Source organism: Nonomuraea sp. NPDC051298, from assembly GCF_055586305.1.
Window position 1 is genome coordinate 177,136 of the sequence record NZ_JBVJIM010000013.1, and the last position, 19,492, is coordinate 196,627.

General features: G+C 71.4%; 16 protein-coding genes. 9 read left to right on the plus strand and 7 right to left on the minus strand.

From position 1 onward, the window contains the following. Window positions 1–49 precede the first annotated feature (49 nt). Window positions 50–1,072, plus strand: a complete 1,023-nt coding sequence (locus ACZ6S0_RS32475; RefSeq protein ID WP_465923115.1) for a hypothetical protein — start codon at window positions 50–52, stop codon at window positions 1,070–1,072. A gap of 116 nt (window positions 1,073–1,188) precedes the next feature. After that, window positions 1,189–1,446: a hypothetical protein gene (locus ACZ6S0_RS32480; RefSeq protein WP_465923116.1), complete on the plus strand. Its 258-nt coding sequence runs from the start codon at window positions 1,189–1,191 to the stop codon at window positions 1,444–1,446. A gap of 86 nt (window positions 1,447–1,532) precedes the next feature. On the opposite strand, the gene ACZ6S0_RS32485 is transcribed toward ACZ6S0_RS32480, so the two are convergent. Next, window positions 1,533–2,924 (minus strand): cellulase family glycosylhydrolase, encoded by a 1,392-nt coding sequence (locus ACZ6S0_RS32485; protein WP_465923117.1) that lies wholly within the window; start codon window positions 2,922–2,924, stop codon window positions 1,533–1,535. Window positions 2,925–3,162: 238 nt separating this feature from the next. Between ACZ6S0_RS32485 and ACZ6S0_RS32490 the strand changes: the two genes are divergently transcribed. From ACZ6S0_RS32490 to ACZ6S0_RS32505, 4 genes are all read left to right on the plus strand, one after another. Further along, window positions 3,163–3,747 carry a hypothetical protein gene (locus ACZ6S0_RS32490; protein ID WP_465923118.1) on the plus strand — a complete coding sequence of 195 codons (585 nt, stop codon included), beginning with the start codon at window positions 3,163–3,165 and terminating at the stop codon, window positions 3,745–3,747. 5 nt (window positions 3,748–3,752) lie between these two features. Beyond that, window positions 3,753–4,583: a hypothetical protein gene (locus ACZ6S0_RS32495; protein ID WP_465923119.1), complete on the plus strand. Its 831-nt coding sequence runs from the start codon at window positions 3,753–3,755 to the stop codon at window positions 4,581–4,583. A gap of 386 nt (window positions 4,584–4,969) precedes the next feature. After that, entirely contained in the window at window positions 4,970–7,375 is a 2,406-nt protein-coding gene (locus tag ACZ6S0_RS32500; RefSeq protein ID WP_465923120.1) for a PQQ-dependent sugar dehydrogenase, read from the plus strand. An 83-nt stretch (window positions 7,376–7,458) separates the two neighbouring features. Continuing rightward, on the plus strand, window positions 7,459–8,661 hold the full coding sequence (locus ACZ6S0_RS32505) for a CBM35 domain-containing protein (RefSeq protein WP_465923121.1): 1,203 nt from the start codon (window positions 7,459–7,461) through the stop codon (window positions 8,659–8,661). A 52-nt stretch (window positions 8,662–8,713) separates the two neighbouring features. On the opposite strand, the gene ACZ6S0_RS32510 is transcribed toward ACZ6S0_RS32505, so the two are convergent. Continuing rightward, window positions 8,714–9,937: a cytochrome P450 gene (locus tag ACZ6S0_RS32510; protein WP_465923122.1), complete on the minus strand. Its 1,224-nt coding sequence runs from the start codon at window positions 9,935–9,937 to the stop codon at window positions 8,714–8,716. A 116-nt stretch (window positions 9,938–10,053) separates the two neighbouring features. Between ACZ6S0_RS32510 and ACZ6S0_RS32515 the strand changes: the two genes are divergently transcribed. Beyond that, window positions 10,054–11,040 carry a TetR/AcrR family transcriptional regulator gene (locus tag ACZ6S0_RS32515; protein ID WP_465923123.1) on the plus strand — a complete coding sequence of 329 codons (987 nt, stop codon included), beginning with the start codon at window positions 10,054–10,056 and terminating at the stop codon, window positions 11,038–11,040. Between the two features lie 184 nt (window positions 11,041–11,224). Here the strand turns inward: ACZ6S0_RS32515 and ACZ6S0_RS32520 are convergent, their stop codons facing one another. From ACZ6S0_RS32520 to ACZ6S0_RS32535, 4 genes are all read right to left on the minus strand, one after another. Then, the gene (locus tag ACZ6S0_RS32520; protein WP_465923124.1) at window positions 11,225–12,094 is read right to left on the minus strand and encodes a hypothetical protein; all 870 of its coding nucleotides are present in this window, start codon (window positions 12,092–12,094) and stop codon (window positions 11,225–11,227) included. A 346-nt stretch (window positions 12,095–12,440) separates the two neighbouring features. After that, entirely contained in the window at window positions 12,441–13,907 is a 1,467-nt protein-coding gene (locus tag ACZ6S0_RS32525; protein WP_465923125.1) for a glycoside hydrolase family 6 protein, read from the minus strand. Window positions 13,908–13,996: 89 nt separating this feature from the next. Continuing rightward, window positions 13,997–15,193: a dipeptidase gene (locus ACZ6S0_RS32530; RefSeq protein WP_465923126.1), complete on the minus strand. Its 1,197-nt coding sequence runs from the start codon at window positions 15,191–15,193 to the stop codon at window positions 13,997–13,999. 158 nt (window positions 15,194–15,351) lie between these two features. After that, window positions 15,352–15,813: a MarR family winged helix-turn-helix transcriptional regulator gene (locus ACZ6S0_RS32535; RefSeq protein ID WP_465923127.1), complete on the minus strand. Its 462-nt coding sequence runs from the start codon at window positions 15,811–15,813 to the stop codon at window positions 15,352–15,354. Window positions 15,814–15,875: 62 nt separating this feature from the next. On the opposite strand from ACZ6S0_RS32535, the gene ACZ6S0_RS32540 reads away from it, so the two are divergent. After that, window positions 15,876–16,634: an SDR family NAD(P)-dependent oxidoreductase gene (locus tag ACZ6S0_RS32540; RefSeq protein ID WP_465923128.1), complete on the plus strand. Its 759-nt coding sequence runs from the start codon at window positions 15,876–15,878 to the stop codon at window positions 16,632–16,634. 5 nt (window positions 16,635–16,639) lie between these two features. On the opposite strand, the gene ACZ6S0_RS32545 is transcribed toward ACZ6S0_RS32540, so the two are convergent. Next, complete coding sequence (locus ACZ6S0_RS32545) at window positions 16,640–17,713, minus strand: LacI family DNA-binding transcriptional regulator (protein ID WP_465923225.1); 1,074 nt, start codon at window positions 17,711–17,713, stop codon at window positions 16,640–16,642. Between the two features lie 126 nt (window positions 17,714–17,839). On the opposite strand from ACZ6S0_RS32545, the gene ACZ6S0_RS32550 reads away from it, so the two are divergent. Beyond that, window positions 17,840–19,486, plus strand: a complete 1,647-nt coding sequence (locus tag ACZ6S0_RS32550) for an FAD-dependent oxidoreductase (protein ID WP_465923129.1) — start codon at window positions 17,840–17,842, stop codon at window positions 19,484–19,486. Window positions 19,487–19,492: the final 6 nt, after the last annotated feature.

Sequence of the window (19,492 nt, forward strand, 5' to 3'; positions counted from 1 at the left end):
CCCGTGGAAGATTCGGCCAAGCCCGTAAAGCCTCTCCCGGAGTCTCTCTATGCGTGTAGCAGCGGCAGTCCTGTCCCTCCTCCTCGCCGTCTTCGTCGTGCCGTCCCCGCAGGCCGCCGCCGCGTCCCTGCCGGGCGGCAAGACCTCCTACGTCGTCTCGCAGGGGCATCTCAAAGCCACCTCCCAGCAGAACTGGCTGCGGCTGGGCAGCTACCACTTCGGCACCGACGGCACGGTGACCGCCTCCTTCTACCTGTGGTGGCAGCGCAACCCCGAGGCCAGGCAGCGCACCGGCGCCACCCCCGACGCGAGCTGCACCACCACCGCCGGGGGTTCGGGAACGCGGGCCCGCGCGTGCGAGGTGCTCACCGCCGGAGGCTTCATGGGCGCTCCCGACGAGAAGCGCACCGGGACGTTCACGCTGTCGGGGAACGTGGTGAGCATCCGGTGGGAGATCGCCCAGACGTGGACGGAGCAGTGGACCGTGCAGGCTTCTCCCGACGGGAAGCTGGCCCGCCTCGACCTCACGCACAGCACCCTGGCCACCCACGGCTACGGCTACGGCAGCAACACCGCGCTCTCCACGCGGCGCGCGATGAGCTCGGTGAAGGCGCACCCCGGCACGCTCAAGCAGGACCTGACGAGCTGGGCGGGCGGCAAGATCTCCAACTCCATGGACCAGACGTTCGGCCTCAGCTCCTTCCGCACCTGCAGCACCACCACGTCGTGCCTGACCTACCTGCAGCCGTCCTCGAACAACGCGTGCAAGAAGGAAAGCGGCTGCCCCACGTACGGCGGCGGGACCTCCGCCAACATCACCTCGATCCAGTACTACCTGATCAAGCTCGCCAACGCCGACCGCCGCGACACGCTGTGGCACTGGTGCACCTGCCTGGCGATGGAGCGCGACCAGTTCTGCTACAACGGCAACTCCCACGTCAAGCCGCTCATGCAGATCCTCGACGACGACGGGGCCTTCCGCGGCTGGGTCGGCGCGGAGGCGTCGTTCTCGACCTCCAACTCGCGGGCGTCGGACATGCTGGCCGTGTTCCGCATCTCCGACTTCGGCTGACGGTTCTCCGCTTCCGCCGACCGGCGCCGGTCCCCGCCCAGGGGATCGGCGCCGGTCGCCGTTTCGGCCACCTCGGCGTCACCCTCCGTTCGGTTCGGTGGGCTAGCCTTTTCGGTATGCGCGGGGTTGGAGTGCTCGTCGCCGCACTTGGTGTGCTCGTGCTCGCCGGGTGTGCGCAGGACGACGAGATCTACGTCACCACGGTCACCGACAGCCACGGCCGAGCCTGCACGTTCGTCTACACGGCCCGCGAGGGCGAGGGCTTCAACAGCAGCCGCGACGTCGACGTCAGCCAGCTCGACTGCGAATACCCGCCCGCCGGCCGCACCCCGGGCAAGCCCACGACGGTCCACATGTCGCCCAGCGCGCGATAGCTCCCGCCCTCTGCCTCGGGTCGCCGCCGACGGGCGCGCCCGCCGCCGGAGTGCCGGACGGCGGGCGGCCACGAGAGGCGGCGGCGTCAGAAGTCGTCGGCGGTGCGGATGCGGTCGCGGATCCACACACCGGCCGGCTTGAGCCGCGAGGTGCCCGCGAAGGGGCCGCTGGGGCAGGTGCCCTCGGTGAAGACGGCGCCGGAGCGGAAGTCGTCGGAGAGGTTCCAGTTCACCCAACTGATCTTCTTCTGCGCCATCAGGTCGAGGTACTGCTGCGAGCGGGTGAAGTTGTTCCCGCCGTCGCCCGAGGACGTCTGGGTGCCGAACTCCGTCACGAAGATGGGCAGCCGGTCCGCGGCCCTGGACAGGGTGTCGAGGTAGTCGGCGCCGTGGGAGGCCGCGTAGAAGTGGAAGGTGTACATGATGTTGGTGGCGTTGACCGGGTTGTTGATGATCTCGGTCTCGTTGGCGCCGTCGGAGACGCCGAGTGACGACCAGGCGCGGGTGCCGACCAGGATGGGCGTGTCGGGGTCGTGCTGCCTGATCACGGGGATGAGCTGGTGGGCGTAGTTCCTGACGGTGGACCAGGAGACGCCGTTGGGCTCGTTGGCGATCTCGTAGAGCAGGTTGTTCTTGCCGTTGTGCCGCTGGGCGATCTCGGTGAAGAACGTCTTGGCCCGGTCCAGGTTGTGGTTGGGGTCACCGGGGCTGAGCATGTGCCAGTCGACGATGGCGTACATGCCGCGGGCGGTGGCCTGCTCGATGAGGTTGTGCACGCGGTCGGTGTACAGGCGCGGGTTGGTCTCGTACCCGCCCTCCTGGATGTACATCGAGATGCGCAGGACGTCGGCCTTCCAGTCGTTGGCCAGGGCGTCGAGCGAGGCGGTGTTGAGGCACTGGTGGTACCACTGCAGGCCGTGCGAGCTCATGCCGCGCAGTTGGATCTGCTTGCCGTTCTGGTTGCAGAGCTTGGTGCCGCAGACCCTGAGCTGACCGTTGGCCTGGACGGGCGTTCCTCCGGCGGAGGGCGTGCCGACCACGACGCGGTCGAGGTTGGGGCCGCCGTTGGCGGTGGTGGCCGTGGCGCGAACGGTGTTGGCGCCCGCGTTGAGCGTGGTGGTGACCGTGGCCTCCTGCCAGTTCGTCCAGACGCCGGTGCCGGGGAAGTCGATGGTGCTCGTGGCGCCGTTCACGGCGATGGCCATCGGGCGGTTGACGGTGGTGCCGTTGGCGTACCGGAGGGTGAGGGTGGCGGGGCCGCTCGTGGCGGCGGTGACGGCGAACTGCACGTACGAGCCGGTCGTGTTGTCGTAGTTGACGAAGCCGGTGCCGCTGAATCCGGCGTGGTTGGACTCGACCGCGCCCTGGGAGACGGTGGCGCTCTCGGCCTCGTACGTGGTCGCGGCCGAGACCGGGGTCGCCTGCAAGGAGAGGGCGGCGATCGCGGCCACGACGACGAGCCGCAGGGATCGATGCATGGGGGTGAGCTCCTCTACCCGTTCATTAGGAAACCTTACTAACGAGCATCCGGAGCGTAGATCGGGCCTCTGTCGGCGGGCAAGACCCAAATCTGACCGGGCCGGTCAACCTGCCCGTCCTGGGCCCCGAGCCCGCGTGGCCGCCTGCGATGCGGTCTTCACCGCGTCTCTTGACGCTTCGTCAGGAGAGTGGTCCCATGAGTCGCGATAGGAAGGTTTCCTAATCCGGAGGACGCAGATGCGATCACTCCTCGCGGGCGCGGCGGCGATCGGGCTGCTGTCACCCGCTCTGCCCGCCGCGGCCGACCCCGTCGAGTCCGGCCCGTGGACGGCGTACTCCCCGACCTTCACCGTGCAGGAGCGCGGCTGCGGCGACGTCGGCGACCTGACGTTCCGCCTGACCTGCTCCACCGGCAGCGGCGACCAGCGGGCCGAGCGGCGCTACGCCACCTACTCAGGCGGCACCCGCCAGTTCGAGGGCCACTTCAGGATCACCGGCCTGGAGGGCACCCGCATCAGCCTGAAGCAGACGTTCAAGACGACCGGCCCGTTCTTCATGCTCGCCGTCGAGCGCGGCGGCCGGCTGTACGCGGTGCACGGCGGCACCACGATCGCGACCGGCGCGACCGTCGGCACCACGGTACGGGTCAACACCGTGCACGTGGTGGGCAGCAGCCATCGCACCTACATCAACGGGTCGTTGCGGCACACCGTGTCGAGCGAGAGCGGGAGCTTCTACGACAAGTTCGGCGCCTACCGGACCGACAGCGGCCAGGGGCCCGCCACGGTGCAGTGGAGCAACGTCCAGTTCTGGCGGAAGTAGGGCCTGTGCGGGCTCTGGCGGCGGCGCTGCTCGCGCTGACGGTCGCGGCGTGCGCAGCCCCGCCCCCCGACGCGACGCCGGGTCGCCCGGCGTCGGCCGGTGGGGCGGGGCCGGGGGTGGCGACCGCGCGACTGTCCGGCATGCTCGTCTCGCCGACCGACGTCGAACTGCGCTGGAGCGAAACCGCCCCCGGAGCCGGGACCGCCCCCGGAGCCGAAACCGCCCCCGGAGCCGGGACCGGCCTTGGAGCCGAGAGCGGCCTCGGAGCCGGGACCGGCGCGGGTGCTGGGGAGCGGGCCGTCGCGGGGTACGCGCTGGAGTTCGCCACCGCCCCCGAGGGCCCGTACACGACCCTGGCCTTTCTCCCGCCCGGGGAGACGGCCTACACCCACCCCGACCTCATCCCGCAGACCACCTTCCACTACCGGCTGCGGCCCTACTACGGCCCGGCGTCGAAGCCGGTCGACGTGGTGCTCGGCGGCGGCCCGTACGGGGCGGCGGAGCCCGGCTGGTCGCAGCCGCGTACGATCCCGGGCAGCCCGCCCGGCAGGCTCCCCACGGGCACGGCGGCGCCCTCCGACCTGAGGGCCACCGTCACCCAGGCCGACGGCGTGGCCTTCACGTGGACCGACCGGACGGGCGACGAGGAGGGCTTCCTCCTGGAGAACCGGCCCGCGAACCAGCCCGGCTTCCGGGTGGTGGCCCTGCTCGACCCCGACGTCAACGCCTTCGGCCTGATCACGCTGCCCGAGGAGCGGCGCGCGACCTACCGGGTGCGCGCCATCCGCCACGCAGCCCCGTCGAACGTCGTCGCGCTGAAGACGGGCGGCGCCTGAGCCGCCGGACCCCGGCCGCCGAGCCGCCAGAACAGGCTGCAATCGGTTGCGGAAAGTGCGCGGCGACGACACCTGGGGCGCCCGCCACGGCGACCGGCCGGACCCGCCTCGCCGTGCCCCGCTCCCGGCCTGACGAGCCTGGACGGCGCGCGCCGACTCGACAGGGCGAGCCATGGCTCCGATCTTCGGACGCCCTTCCGGCCCACAATCGGCTGCATCACCCCTTCGCCGGGCCCTTTCATCCGATGAATCGACAGTGAATAAGTTAGGAAAGGTTCCTAAATTATGGATCGTTCCAGTGGTTGACGGCCCTCGCCGTTTGTGGCAAACGTTTGGGGGAGCTCCACTTCCTTACTCGTGGCATCACTCTCAGCCAGGAGCGCCCGATGATCTTCAGTAAGTTCGGGGCCCGCATCGCCGCCTGCCTGCTCGTCCTGGGCACGACGGCACTCCCCTCGGCCGCGGCGCCCACCCGGTACGAAGCCGAGAACGCGACGATCTCCCAAGGCGTCGTCGAGTCCAACCACACAGGCTTCTCCGGCACCGGCTTCGTCAACGGCGACAACGTCGCAGGCTCCTCCCTCGAATGGACGGTCGACGCGCCCAGCGCGGGCACCGGCACGCTGGCCTTCCGCTACGCCAACGGCACCACCTCCGACCGGCCCAGCGACATCTCCGTCAACGGCACCACGGTCGCCGCCGCCCGTTCGTTCCCCTCGACCGGCGTGTGGACCGGCTGGACCACGGTCACGCTGACCGCGCCCCTCACCGCGGGGCCCAACAGGATCAAAGCCACGGCGGCGGGCGCGGGCGGCAACCCCAACTTCGACTACCTCGACGTCGAGGTCCAGTCGGCGGGCTTCACCGACTACCAGGCCGAGAACGCGACGATCTCGCAGGGCGTCGTGGAGTCCAACCACGCCGGGTTCACCGGCTCGGGCTTCGTCAACTACGACAACCTGGTCGGCTCGTACGTCGAGTTCTCCGTCAGCGCGGCCGCCGCCGGCACGCAGGGCCTGACCTTCCGGTTCGCCAACGGCACGACGTCCGACCGGCCGATGGCCGTCGCCGTCAACGGCACGCCCGCCACGGTGAGCTTCCCCGCCACCGGCGCGTGGACCACCTGGCAGGAGGTCACCGTCAACGCGGCGCTCAACGCGGGCGCGAACACCGTCAGGGCCACCTCGACCACCGCGGGCGGCGGCCCGAACCTCGACCGGCTGCGCGTCAGCGGCCCCGGCGACACCGTGAAGCCCACCGCTCCCGGGCAGCCCGCCTGCTCGGCGATCGCGCACGACGCCCTGACCCTGGACTGGCCGCCGTCCACCGACGACATCGGCGTGGTCGGCTACGACATCTTCCACCAGGGCCAGCAGATCGCGACCGCGACCGCGCCCCCGTACCGGCTGACCGGCCTCACCCCCGACTTCGCCTACCAGTTGTCGGTGTTCGCCCGCGACGCCTCCGGGAACGTGTCGCTGAGCAGCCCCGAGGCCGGCTGCCGTACGCTGCCCGCGCCCGCCGACGATCCGCCGACCGCGCCGGGACAGCCCACCGTGAGCGCCGTGCAGGCCACCTCCGCCTCGGTGACCTGGGGCGCGTCGAGCGACGACAACGGGGTGCGCGCCTACCTCGTGCGCGACCACGCCACCGACGCCGTGCTCGCCACGGTCACCGGCACGCCCCCGGCGACGACGGCCGTCGTGCCGCTGGAGTGCGCGCGTACGTACCAGGTGCACGTGGTGGCGCGGGACGGCGCCGGCCAGCTCTCGAACCCGGGCCCGCCCTCCGCGTCGTTCACCACCGGGAGCTGCGGCACCGTTCCGCAGCCGCCGACCAGCGTCGCGGGCGGCTTCGACATCCCGTGGGACGTCTCCTGGGCCCCCGACGGGACGTACGCGCTGGTGACCGAGCGTGACACGTTCCGGGTGTTCAAGGTGACCACGTCGGGCACGAAGACCCAGGTCGGGACGGTGCCCAACGTGCAGACCACCGACGGAGAGGGCGGCCTCATGGGCCTCGACTTCTCACCCACCTGGAACGGCACGACCGACCAGGAGGTGTTCTTCATGCACACCGCCTCCGAGGGCAACCGCGTCGCCAAGATGAACTTCAACGGCACGGCGCTCAGCGGCTACGCCTCGATCCTGCAGGGCATCGACAAGAACCGCTACCACAACGGCGGACGCATCAGGTTCGGCCCCGACGGCCACCTGTACGTCGCCACCGGCGACGCCCAGCAGACGAGCAACGCCCCCGACCTCGACTCGCTCAACGGCAAGATCCTGCGCGTCACCAAGAGCGGCGCGGCGGCGCCCGGCAACCCGTTCGGCACCCGGGTCTACAGCTACGGCCACCGCAACCCGCAGGGCCTGGCCTGGGACTCCGCCGGTCGCCTGTGGTCGTCGGAGCTGGGCAACTCCTCGCGCGACGAGCTGAACCTCATCCTCCCCGGCCGCAACTACGGCTGGCCCACGTGCGAGGGGTCGTGCGGCGTCTCCGGGATGACCAACCCCAAGCACACCTGGAGCACCGCGGAGGCGTCGCCGAGCGGCATCGCCATCGTCAACGACACCGTGTTCGTGGGCGCGCTGCGCGGCCAGCGCCTGTGGCGGGTCGTGCTCAACGGCGAGAACGTCTCGACCGTGAACGCCTACTTCAACGGCACGTACGGCAGGCTCCGCGCGGTGGAGAAGGTCCCGGGCGCCGCCGCCATCTGGTTCGGCTCCACCAACTCCGACAACAACGGCAACGGCTCCGCGGACACCATCAGGCGCTCCGCCATCCAGTGACCGCTCCCTGACCGCCGGCGGCCCCGAGTACGCGGCGGTCGCCGGCCACCCCCACCCCACCTCGACCGTCTGGATGTGACGACATGAGAGAGCCCCTGTCCCGCCGCCGGTTCGGCGCCCTCCTGGGAGCCACCGCCGTCACGCCGCTGCTGCCCGCGCGGCCCGCGTGGGCCGCCCCCACCCTGCTGCCCTCCGGGATGACCTGGCAGTTGCTGTGGTCGCCCGCGGCCGCCGTCAACGGCATGGGCGCGTGGGAGACCATCGAGGACGACCGCGCCGGCTCCCACCCGGCCGGTGCGCCGCACATCTTCCCCGAGGGGAACAACTACCGCTTCACCATGCACACGGCCGACCGGGACACCAGCACCGACCGGCAGCGGAACGAGGTGACAGGCAACCGCACCTCCGGCAGCGGTTACCTGCAGTGGAGGAGCGGTGAGCTGTGGCGGGTCACGTACTCGATGTACATCCCGAGCACGCTCAAGGCCACCACGACGTTCACCCACATCTTCCAGACCAAGATGCCCGGCACGGGGACGTCGCCGATCACGGTCACCTCGCTGCGCCGGGTGGACGGCAGGCAGACCATCGAGCACAAGATCTTCGAGCCGGACATCCTGGTCGGGCGGACCGACCTGGAGCCGCTGCACGACAGGTGGATCGACGTCGACTACGAGATCAGGATCGGGGACGGCTCGTCCGGCGGGGTCAGATGGGTGCTCTCGAACGGCGGCGCCACGGTGGTGGACGCGACCAGGACGGGCGTGGACACGTTCCTCGGCGACCGGGTGCGGCCCAAGTGGGGCATCTACCGTTCGCTGGGCGACACGTCGGGCTCGCTGCAGAACTGCCACCTGCTGCTCACGAACCTCAGGTCCTACAAGGCCGTGCCGGGCAGCGGCGGCGGCGTCACCCGGTACGAGGCGGAGAACGCGACCATCTCCCAGGGCGCGGTGGAGTCCAACCACGCGGGCTTCTCCGGGGCGGGGTTCGTCAACGGCGACAACGCCGCGGGCCCGTACGTGGAGTGGACGGTCAGCGGCGCCGCGGGACCCGCCACCCTCCGGATCCGCTACGCCAACGGCACCACGACCGGACGCCCGGCGACGGTCACCGTCAACGGCGCGACCGTCGCCACCCCCTCCTTCGGCGGCACGGGCGCCTGGACGACCTGGGCCACCGCCACCGTGCCCGTCACCCTCACCGCGGGCGCGAACACGGTGCGGATCACCTCGACCACCGCGGGCGGCAACCCGAACCTGGACTACATCGAGCTGGCGCAGTGAGCGCGCGCTCCGGACCGGCGGAACGTTCCGGTGGCCGCCGCGGGGCGGGGTGTCACCAGGTGACGGGGAGCCGGTGCACGCCGTAGATGTTCATGTCGGCACGCAGCGGCACCTCCTCGATCGGCACCGCCGTACGCAGGTTGGGGAACCGGCGGAACAGCGCCGGGTACGCGCACCGCAGCTCGATGCGGGCCAGTTGCTGGCCCAGGCACTGGTGCACCCCGTGCCCGAACGAGAGATGCCCGGCGGCGCTCCGCGTCACGTCGAGGGTGTCGGGGGCGTCGAAGCGCTCCGGGTCCCGGTTGCCCGCGGGGATCGAGACCGTGACGACGTCGCCCGCCCTGATCGTCACCCCGCCCAGCTCGACGTCCTCCAGCGCACCCCGCTGCGTGCCGAACTGGATGATCGACAGGTAACGCAGCAGCTCCTCGACGGCGTTCTCGGTCAGTGACGGGTCGTCCCTGACCGCCGCCAACTGGCCGGGGTGCGCCAGCAGGGTGAGGACGCCCAGACTGATCATGTTGGCGGTGGTCTCGTGCCCGGCGACCAGCAGCATCATCGCGATGCCGGTCAGCTCCTCGTCGTTCAGCTCGCCGCCGGTGACGAGGCCGCTGAGCAGGTCGTCGGCCGGTTCCGCGCGCTTGCGGAGGACCAGCTCGCGCAGATAGCCGCCGAGCGAGCGCCGGGCGGCCTCGAACTCCTCCGGGGTGCTCTCCATCGTCATCGCCACGCGGGTGTCGTGCTGGAAGCGCTCGCGGTCGGCGTACGGGACGCCGAGCAGCTCGCAGATCACCAGCGACGGGATCGGCAGCGCGAACGCCTCCACCAGGTCCACCGGCGGCCCGGCCTGCTCCATCGCGTCGAGGTGCTCTTCGGTGACGCGCTCGATCCACGGTTCGAGCTGCCGCATCCTGCGCACGGTGAACTCGCCGGTGAGCAGGCGGCGGTAGCGCGTGTGCTCGGGAGCGTCCATGCCGATGAACATCCCGGCCGGGACGCGGTCCGAGGCGATCAGCTCCTCGATCGCGGGCCGGTGGACCGCCGGGCGGCGGAACTCCATCCGGGAGCTGAATCGGGGGTCGGAGAGCACCGTGCGGATCAGGGCGTGGTTGGTGACCAGCCAGCCCGTGTGGCCGCCGGGGTAGGCGAGCGGCTGGACGGGCCGCCGTTCGCGCAGCGGCCCCAGCTCGGGCGGTGGGTCGAAGGGGCAGCCCGCGCTCCGTTCCGTGGGCATGGTGATCGGGGCGGGTGTCCCCGCGGACAACGTCGATGCCATCTCTCGACCTTCCCTTGCGTGCGTACGGACCTTCCCCACGAAACAGCACTTGACGAATAATTGCAAACGATGAAACTTTCGTTGCGTTCTAACATTGGCCGCTGTACGCTGCGCTCGTGGAGAGCGGAGCAGAGGAGAGGGCGCCGAGCCTGCGCGAGCGCAAGAAGGAGCGCACACGGCGCGCGCTGGTCGAGGCCGCCGCGCGGCTGTTCGCGGAGAAGGGGTACGCGCGGACCACGGTCGCCGAGATCGCCGCGGCGGCCGAGGTCTCCACCGCGACGCTCTTCAACTACTTCGCCGACAAGGAGGACATCCTCTTCGCGGGCGACCGGGAGGGGATGGAGGCCGTGTTCCGGAGGTTCGCCGAGCGCGGTCCAGACGAAGGCCCGGCCGAGCTGCTCGCCCGGGTCGTGCGGGAGGGCTTCGGCCGGGTCCTGTCCCGTGACCTCGGCCCCGACATCACGGCGGGCGTCGACCCGCTGCGCGTCCAGCTCGTCATGACCGTGCCCGAGCTGCAGGCGCGACGGCTGCGGCACATGCAGGAGTCGCTGCTGCGGCTGGCCGACGCGCTGTACGAGGCGTACCCCGACCGGCTCGACCGGATGACGGCGGCGGGGATGGTCGGCGCGGTGGTGGGCGCCATCCACGCGGTCGGCCTGGTCGCCGTCGCGCGGGGAGAGCCGACGGGGGAGCGGATGGAGGCGATGGCAGCGCGGGCCGCCGACATCGCGATGCGCGGCGTACGCGCGGTGGCGGCGTCGCCCCGCACGCCGGACGCCACGCGCGCGACGGACACGGCTCTCGCAACGGACGCAGCTCTCGCGCTGGACGCAGCTCGCGCGTCGCGCGGAGGGCCCGCGCCCGACGGCATCTCGGCGGAGGGCGCCTGGCCCGGCAGCGGGTCCGGGGCCGACCGGGGTGACGAAAGTCCGCCAGAGGTGCGTGACGAAAAAGAGGAGGCCGTGGCGTCCACGTGCCCGTGCTGCGCCGCGCCGGTGGCCCAGCCCGCGCGCGGCCGGCCCCGCAGATACTGCTCACACGCCTGCCAGCAACGCGCCTACCGCGCCCGCCACGACCACCGGCGCTCGCGCGAAACCCGCTGATCCGGCCCCGGCATCGTCGTGGCGGCAGGCGCGGGGAACGCTCCCCGGCGACGTGGACCACCCCTGTCCCTTCGGCTTGACCCCGCCCGCGCGGGGGCAGGAGGCGGGGCGGCGGCCTGACGGCGGAGTCACCACGTCACCGGGGAGCGGACGTACGGTATGCCCGCGGATCTATCCCAGGCGGCTAGCTCTTGCTCCAGACGGACGCGATGACGCCGTCCTCGGCGCTCAGGATCTGCGGCGTGTAACCGAGGCTCTTGAGCTCGACCGACTTGACCGTGTAGGTCAGCTTGGACAGGCTCAGGTACTCCTTCAGCCCGGTGGTGCTGCCCTTGCTCCACACGGTGGTGTAGAGCTTGCCGGGCTCGACCGCCATGAGCACCGGGCGCAGGCCCTGCTTCGCCTTCGCCAGGAGTTCCTGGCCGCGCTGCTCGACGGTCTGGCCGAGGGTCACCTGGAGGGCCCCCGTGGTGCCGCCGGCCACCCAGACGGCCGCGTACAGGGGGCTCTCGACCGTGCCGTACACGTCCAGGGAGGAGATGCTGTAGCCGGCGGCGGACAGCTCCGTGTTGACCTTGGCGAAGGTCTCCTTGGACATGGCGAGCTGGGACTTCGCCAGTTCCGTGGTCTTCTCGAAGACCGCGGCGAAGACGGCGTTGGAGCCGATGCCGGTGCCGCTGATCAGCTTCGGCTGGAAGCCGGCCTTCACCTGCTCCTGGATGCGCTGGGGCAGGGTCGTGGCCGTCAGCCCCTGCAGGACGTTCACCTTGCTGGTGGCGTCCTTGACCCACAGGGACGTGTACTGCGGGTTGGCCGCGTTGGTCACGTTCAGCGCCGTGGGGACGTAGCCCTTGCCGAGCAGGTCCTTGACTCGCTGCACCAACTGGTTACCGGTGAGCGCGTCAAGAGAGAGCCACTCCAGCGGCAGGGTCTGAACGGCCTGGGTGGTCTTGGCGGGCTGCTCGGCCAGCGCCGGGGCGGCGACGGCCAGCAGCGGCGCGGTGGCGGTGACCACGGCCGCGGTCAGGATGGCAGCCCTCTTCGTGCTCCTCATGATCCTCCTATGTAGTGAAAGGTCATCCCAATTTGAGACAAGACGGGACCATAACAGAGCATGAGTGGCAGGCAACCTTCCGTTACCGCGATCGTGACAAGTCTGTGTCAAAACGATCGACAACCCGAGAAATGCTCACGTTTTGTGCGGAACGGTCCACGCAACGTGGCGGCGTCACCGAGCGTGACGGGCCGGCGGCGACGGGAACGGTCCCGGCAGGGCTGGAACGATCCGCGCCGCCGCGAGCGGCGCCGGGCCGGCGGGCGGATGCGCCGCCGGCCCGGCGGCGGGTCGGTGTGAGCTCAGATGGTGCCCTTGACCAGGGGGAACACGAGGCCCGTGAAGGTCAAGGGGTGCCGTTGATCAGGGCCAGGGCGAGATCGGGGCTGAAGGTGCCGGCCGGGGTCGTGCCGCCGATCCCGCACGGCCCGTCGGAGTCGCCCGGCACCTTCACCCAGAACAGGTACTCGGCACCGCTCGACTGCTGCCGGGGCGTGGCCCCGAGCTTGCGCCCCGGCGGGTTGCACCAGTTGTCGTCCGGCGTGCCGTCCACGTACGGGCCGTTGCCGTTCCTGCTGGTGTCGATCACGTACTTCTTCGCGCCCACCGTCCCCGCCAGGCGCGTGTTGACGGCCGCCGCGTACGCCTCGTTGTCGGCGGTGGTGACGTAGTTGGAGACGTTCAGCGAGAAGCCGCGGGTGTTGCCGACGCCCGACGCGACCAGCGCGGGCGCGGCCGCGTCGGGGGAGAGCCAGGCGGCGTGGCCCGCGTCCAGGTACACCCAGGCGTTCGGCGCCTGGGCCCGCAGCACCTGCGTGGCGTCCAGCAGCATCCGGTACTGGTCCGCGGCGTCCAGGCCGAACCGCGTCACGCAGCCCGCGGCGGCGACCGCGTCGGGCTCCAGCACGACGACGGCGTGGCGGGTGCCGATCGCCTTGGCGAACTCGGTGATCCACGCGTGGTAGGCGGCGGCGTCGCCCGCGCCCCCGCCCGAGTGGCCCCCGCACGCGTCCCGGTTCGGGATGTTGTACGCCACCAGCATCGGCAGCCGGTCCTGCGCCTGCGCCGCCCCCACGTACGTGTCCACGGCCAGCGTGAGGTCGCCGAACCAGTCGCCGAACCACTCGAAGATCGGCTTGCTGCCGATGGCGTTCATGACGGCCTGGCCCTCGGGGGTCCCCAGGTGCTGGCCGGCCCACTTGGCGGGGTTGGACAGCGAGGACACGTACAGGGCGGTGGGCCGGGTGGTCTGCGTCTCCATGAGCGAGACGTTGTCGAGGCGGACGACCGGCCTGCCGCCGGACCCGCCGAGCTGGAACGTGACCTCGGCGGCCGTGGCGGAGCCGGGCGCGGCCACGAACGGGATGCTGTGGCGCCTGCTCCCCGTGGTCAGGGCCACGTCGGTGGACAGCGACTGGTTGCTGCTCGGGGTGGCCGTGTACTGGACCGTGGCACGGGCCGTGAAGGCGGTCGTGGAGGAGGCGTCGAAGGAGAGGGTGTAGCTCTTGCCGGGGTTCAGGGCGGCGGTCGTGGGCGTGGCGACCATCGCGTCCCAGGGGTTGGCGACGACCGCCTTGACCTCCACCCGCAGGCGCTCGGTCTCCACCGAGATCGCGGACTGCCCGTGGGCCGCCCACGGGCTGGTGGAGGTGGTGAAGGCGCCGTTCGCGATGAGCTGGGCGGCGGCGGAGGCGGGCGAGGGGACGACGAGGGCGGCGGCGGAGGCGGGCGAGGGGACGACGAGGGCGGCGGCGGTCAGGACGGCTGCCAGCGCGGCCGTTCCACCGGATCGGAGACATAAGCGGGATCGCACGTGTGATAACCTTTCGTCGGCTTCCGACGATGATCATGACTGTCCGATCCCGGCCGGGTCAACAGATCCGTTCTGGGCTTCCCGGGTCCTCAGTGACCGGGCAGGTCGTCCGCTGTGTGCCTGGCCAGCGAGGGCCCCCGCCGCGCGGCCAGCTCCGCGCCGATCCGCTCGGCCCCGCGCAGCACGCGCAGCACGTTGCCCCCGGCCAGCAGCCCGCAGTCGCCCTCGCTCCAGCCCCGGGACACCAGCTCGGCGAAGAGCGCGGGATAGCAGGACACGTCGGTCAGCCCGTCGGGCAGGTCGGTGCAGCCGTCGTAGTCGCCGCCCAGCCCGATGCCCGTCACGCCCGCGACCTCACGGGCGTGCTCCACGTGGTCGGCGACCTGGGCCAGCGTGGCGCGCGGGCGCGGCGTGCGCCGCTGGAACTCCGCCGCCGGCTCCTCGGCCGCCGCCCGGTCGGCCGGGTCCACGCCCTGCTCGCGCACGTACGCGTCGAGCTCCAGCCCCCACTCCCTGCACTGCTCGGACACGAAGGCGGACACGAACGTCACCATGCACACGCCACCGTTGCCCGGCAGGCGGGCCAGCACGGCGTCCGGGACGTTGCGCGGATGGTCCACGAGGGCGCGGCACGACGAATGGCTGAAGATCACCGGCGCCTCGCTCACGTCGAGCGCGTCCCGCATCGTCTCCGGCGACACGTGGGACAGGTCCACGAGCATGCCCAGCCGGTTCATCTCGCGGACGACCTCGCGCCCGAACGAGGTCAGCCCGTGGGCCGCCGGGGCGTCGGTGGCGGAATCGGCCCACGGCACGTTGTCGTTGTGCGTCAGGGTGAGGTAGCGGACGCCCAGCGCGTACAGCATGCGCAGCGCGCCGAGCGAGCAGGCGATCGAGTGGCCGCCCTCGGCGCCCATGAGGCAGGCGATGCGCCCCCGCTCCCGCGCCGCCGCGACGTCGTCGGCCCCGAAGGCGAGTGCCAGGTCGGCGGGGTAGGCGGCGGCCATCTGCCGGACGAAGTCGATCTGCTCCAGGGTGGCGGCGAGCGCCTCCGGCCCGGACAGCGAGGACGGGACGTAGACCGACCAGAACTGGGCGCCCACCCGCCCGGCGCGCAGCCGGGTCAGGTCGGTGTGCGTGGCTCCGGCGGTGTCGCGCAGGTTGAGCCGGGCGAGGTCGTATCCGCAGGTGACGCGGGCCGCCCAGGGCAGGTCGTTGTGGCCGTCGACGATCGGGGCTGCGCGCAGGATCGTCTCCACCCGGTCGGCTACGCCGTCGATGCTCACGAGTTCCCCTTCCGGCGGGCCGAGGCTCCGGCGCGAACCGGAGTCGGAGCGATGCAAGCGTACAAGTCACCTCAATCAAGCATCTATCCGTCAATTGCGTCAATCGCGCACATGTATCGGCCGACACCCCTGCCGGACGCCGCCGTTCACTCCGCCGTTCACTCCTCCGTCAGGACGGTCGGGTCGACCAGGCCCCGCAGGCGGTCGTTCGCCTGTTCGAGGGCGAGGAGCGTGTTCTCGCGCTGCTCCGCGCTCACCCCGCCCAGCGTCTCCTCGGCCAGCTCCGCCCACGCGCGCTCGATCCCCGGGATCAGCGCGTGGCCCGCCTCCGTGACGACGATGCGCACCTGGCGGCGGTCGCTCGGGACCGGCTCGCGGCGGAACCAGCCGCCGCCCTCCAGGCGGGCCAGGCTGCGGGTGGCGGTGGGCGGCTCGATGCCCAGCCGGGCGGCCAGTTCCGACACCGTGATCCCCTCCCGCTCCTGGGCCAGCAGCCACAGCATGACGTCCTGCCCCGGATGCAGCCCCAGCGCCGCCAGCTTGCGGGCCTTGGCGGCGCGGTAGAGCTTGCTCATCTTGTTCAGCGCCCGGTTGACGCGGATCGCCTCGCTTGTGTCCACCTGACCATCCTATAGATATATAGTCGGCTAATAAGTAGTCGGCTAACTATTTGGGAGGTCTCATGGACCTGGGACTCGATGGGCGCGTGGTGCTGGTCACCGGGGCGTCGGGCGACATCGGCCGGGCGGTCGCGACGGCGTTCGCGCGGGAGGGCGCGCTGGTCGCCGCGGGGTGGCACCGCTCGGAGGAGCGCGTACGCGACCTCCTCGGCGCGATCACCCGCGCGGGCGGCAAGGGCGTCGCGGTGCGGATCGACCAGCGCGACCCGGCGTCGGTCCTGGCCGCGGTGGGCGAGGTCGAGCGGGAGCTGGGCCCCGTCGCCGTCCTGGTGGCCAACGCGGTCGCCTGGCCCGAGAGAGGGCCGGAGACGTGGGAGGGGCTCAACGACGGCTTCACCGCGAACGTGACCGGCACGCTGATGCTGGCCGACGCCGTGCTGCCCGGCATGCGCGGCGCCGGGTGGGGGCGGCTGGTGCTGGTCTCGTCCGACGTGGTGGACCAGCCGATGGCCGCGGGCGTGGTCTACCCGGCGGCCAAGGGTGCGCTGGAGACGGCCGCGAAGGTGCTCGCCGTCAGGGAGGCGGCCCACGGCGTGCTCACCAACGTCGTACGGCCCGGCTTCACGCTCACCGACCGCGCGCTGTCGGCGCCCTGGCTCGGGCAGCAGGCCGTCGACTCCGAGAGCGCCAAGACACCGACGGGCCGCATCTGCACGCCGGACGACGTGGCCTCGGCCGCCGTCTACCTCGGCTCGGCGGCCAACGGGCACGTCAACGGCGAGGTGCTGTCCGTGGCCGGCGGCCGCCACCTGACCCGCTGACCGACTTACACAGGAGGGCGCGGGGGCCCGACCGTGCCGTTGAGCGTGTGGGTGCAGGGCAGCAGCACCTGGCGCTCGTAGTCGCCCGCCGGGTCGGTGATGAGGGAGGTCAGCAGGTCGACCGCGCGCCGGCCCATGGCGTTGCGGGGGATGCGCAGCGTGGCGACCTGGTCGAGGCCCGACTCGCCCGAGGGGTCGTCCACGAGCAGCACCAGCGACAGGTCGCCGGGGATCTCCAGGCCGCGCAGCCTGGCCATGGCGACCAGGACCCGGACCAGGCTGACCGCCTCGACGAGGATGGCGGTGGCCCCCTCGCGCACGGTCCGGTCGAGCCACTGCGCGGTCAGGTCGTCGGGACGGGTGAAGACGGGCTCGGGCACCGCCAGGCCGAAGCGTTCGAGGGCGGCGCGGAAGCCCTCCCAGCGGTCGGTCTGCGGCTCGTCCCGCTTGGCCTCGCCGACGTAGGCGAAGGTGCGGTGTCCCAGCGCCACCAGGTCGTCGAGGATGCGGCCGGTCGCCGCGCGGTAGTCGCCGCCGACGTAGCAGATCTCCGTGCCGGGGACCTCGCGGTGGCCGATGTAGACGAACGGGTGGCGGTCGGCGGCCAGCCGGGCCAGGTCCTCCCTGTGGGTGTGGTGGCCGAGCAGCAGGCTGCCGTTGGCCTGGCGCAGCCCGTTCGTGGAGCCGCGGTAGATGCGGCGCACGCCGTCGTCGTTGGGTGCCGCGGTGAACAGCACGAGGTTGCAGCCCTCGATCCCGGCCTGCTCCTCGATGCCCTGCAGGAACTCGAAGTAGTAATCGCCCGCGCTGGTCGGGAAGATCGGCTCGAACGTGTGCACGCCGAGCAGCGGCGGCGCGTGCCGGCCGCCGGACGCCAGGCGCTGCTGGCCCGCGGAGACGTATTTGAGCTGTCTGGCCGCCCTGAGCACCTTGCGCTGCGTCTCGGCCGAGATGCGGCCGAGGTCGCCCGAGCCGGTCAGCACCATCGAGACCGTCGACTGGGACACTCCCGCCTCCCGTGCGATGTCCGCCTGACTCGGCCCTCTCCCCCTTGATCGCGACATGCCCCGATTTTGCATTAGCAATCGCCCGGCTGTCCAGTGCTGATATTTGCACAAGAATCAGCTATTGACATGTCCATTTAGCCCAGGCTTAACATGTGCGCAACCTGACGGGCTGGCGCACAGAAAGCTAATACATTAGCAATGACTGAGCTGAAGGTTGACCTGCTGGTGGTGGGCGGCGGACTGGGTGGGGTGGCGGCCGCGCTGACGGCCGCCCGTCTGGGCCACCACGTGGTGCTCACGGAGGAGACGGACTGGCTGGGCGGACAGCTCACGGCGCAGGCCGTGCCCTCCGACGAGCATCCGTGGATCGAGACCCCGCACGTCTCGGCCGGATACCGGGAATTGCGCAACCGCATCCGCGACTACTACCGGCGCAACTACCCGTTGCTTCCCGAGGTGGCGGCGCAGGAGGTGCTCAACCCCGGCCTGGGCAACGTGAGCAAGCTGTGCGTGGAGCCGCGGGTGGCGCTGGCCGCCCTCGAAGAGCTGCTCATGCCGTACGTCTCCGCGGGCCGGATCACCGTGCTGCTCGAGCACGTCCCCGTGGGGGCGGAGACCGAGGGCGACCGGGTGACCTCCGTGACGCTGCGCGGCACGCGTACCGGAGAGCCGACCACGGTCGTGGCGCCCCTGGTGGCCGACGCCACCGAGCTGGGCGACCTGCTGGAGCTGACCGGAGCCGAGCACGTGATCGGCGCCGAGTCCCGGGACGAGACCGGCGAGCCGTACGCGGCCCCGGTGGCCGACCCCACCGACCAGCAGGCGATCACCTGGTGCTTCCCGCTGGAGTACCGGCCGGGGGAGGAGCACGTCATCGACAAGCCCGCCTCCTACGACCACTGGAAGACCCACGTCGACTCCTTCTGGCCTGGCCCCCAGCTCTCCTGGGAGAAGATCGACATCCACACCATGAAGGGCAGGGTCAACCGGATCTTCGAGGGCGACACGGACGCCGTGAGCCTGGCCGACCTGTGGCACTTCCGCCGGATCAGGGCCCGCACCCAGTTCGACCGCGCGCTCGTCGACACCGACATCACGCTGGTGAACTGGCCGAACATCGACTACTGGGAGGCGCCGCTGCTCGGCCTGGGCGCCGACCGCGACAAGGCGCTGCAGCGGTGCAAGGAGCTGTCGCTGTCGTACCTGCACTGGATGCAGACCGAGGCGCCGCGCCACGACGGGGGCCACGGCTACCCGGGGCTGCGGCTGCGCCCCGACCTCACGGGCACGGCCGACGGCCTGGCGAAGTCCGCCTACATCCGCGAGTCGCGCCGCATCAGGGCCCGCTTCACCGTGGTGGAGCAGCACATCGCGGTCGTGGACCGGCCCGAGGGCGCGGGCGCGGAACGGTTCGCCGACTCGGTGGGCGTCGGCCACTACAACATCGACCTGCACCCGAGCACGGCCGGCATCAACTACGTCAACCTCGAGGTCTACCCGTTCCAGATCCCGCTGGGCGCGCTCGTCCCGGTCCGCCTGCGCAACCTGCTGCCCGCCTGCAAGAACATCGGCACCACCCACATCACCAACGGCAGCTACCGGCTGCACCCCGTCGAGTGGAGCATCGGCGAGGCCGTCGGCGCGCTGTCGTCCCTCTGCCTGAGCCGGGGCAGCGAGCCGCACGCCGTGGCCGACTCCGCCGAGCTGACCGAGGACCTGCAGCGCCTGCTCACCGGCACCATCGGCGCCCCGGTGGCCTGGCCGGACGACGTCGCCGTGCTGCGACCCTCGCAGGCGCGCAAGAACGCCACCCCCACCTACGTCCTGCCCGAGCGGCGCGGGTGAGGCGGC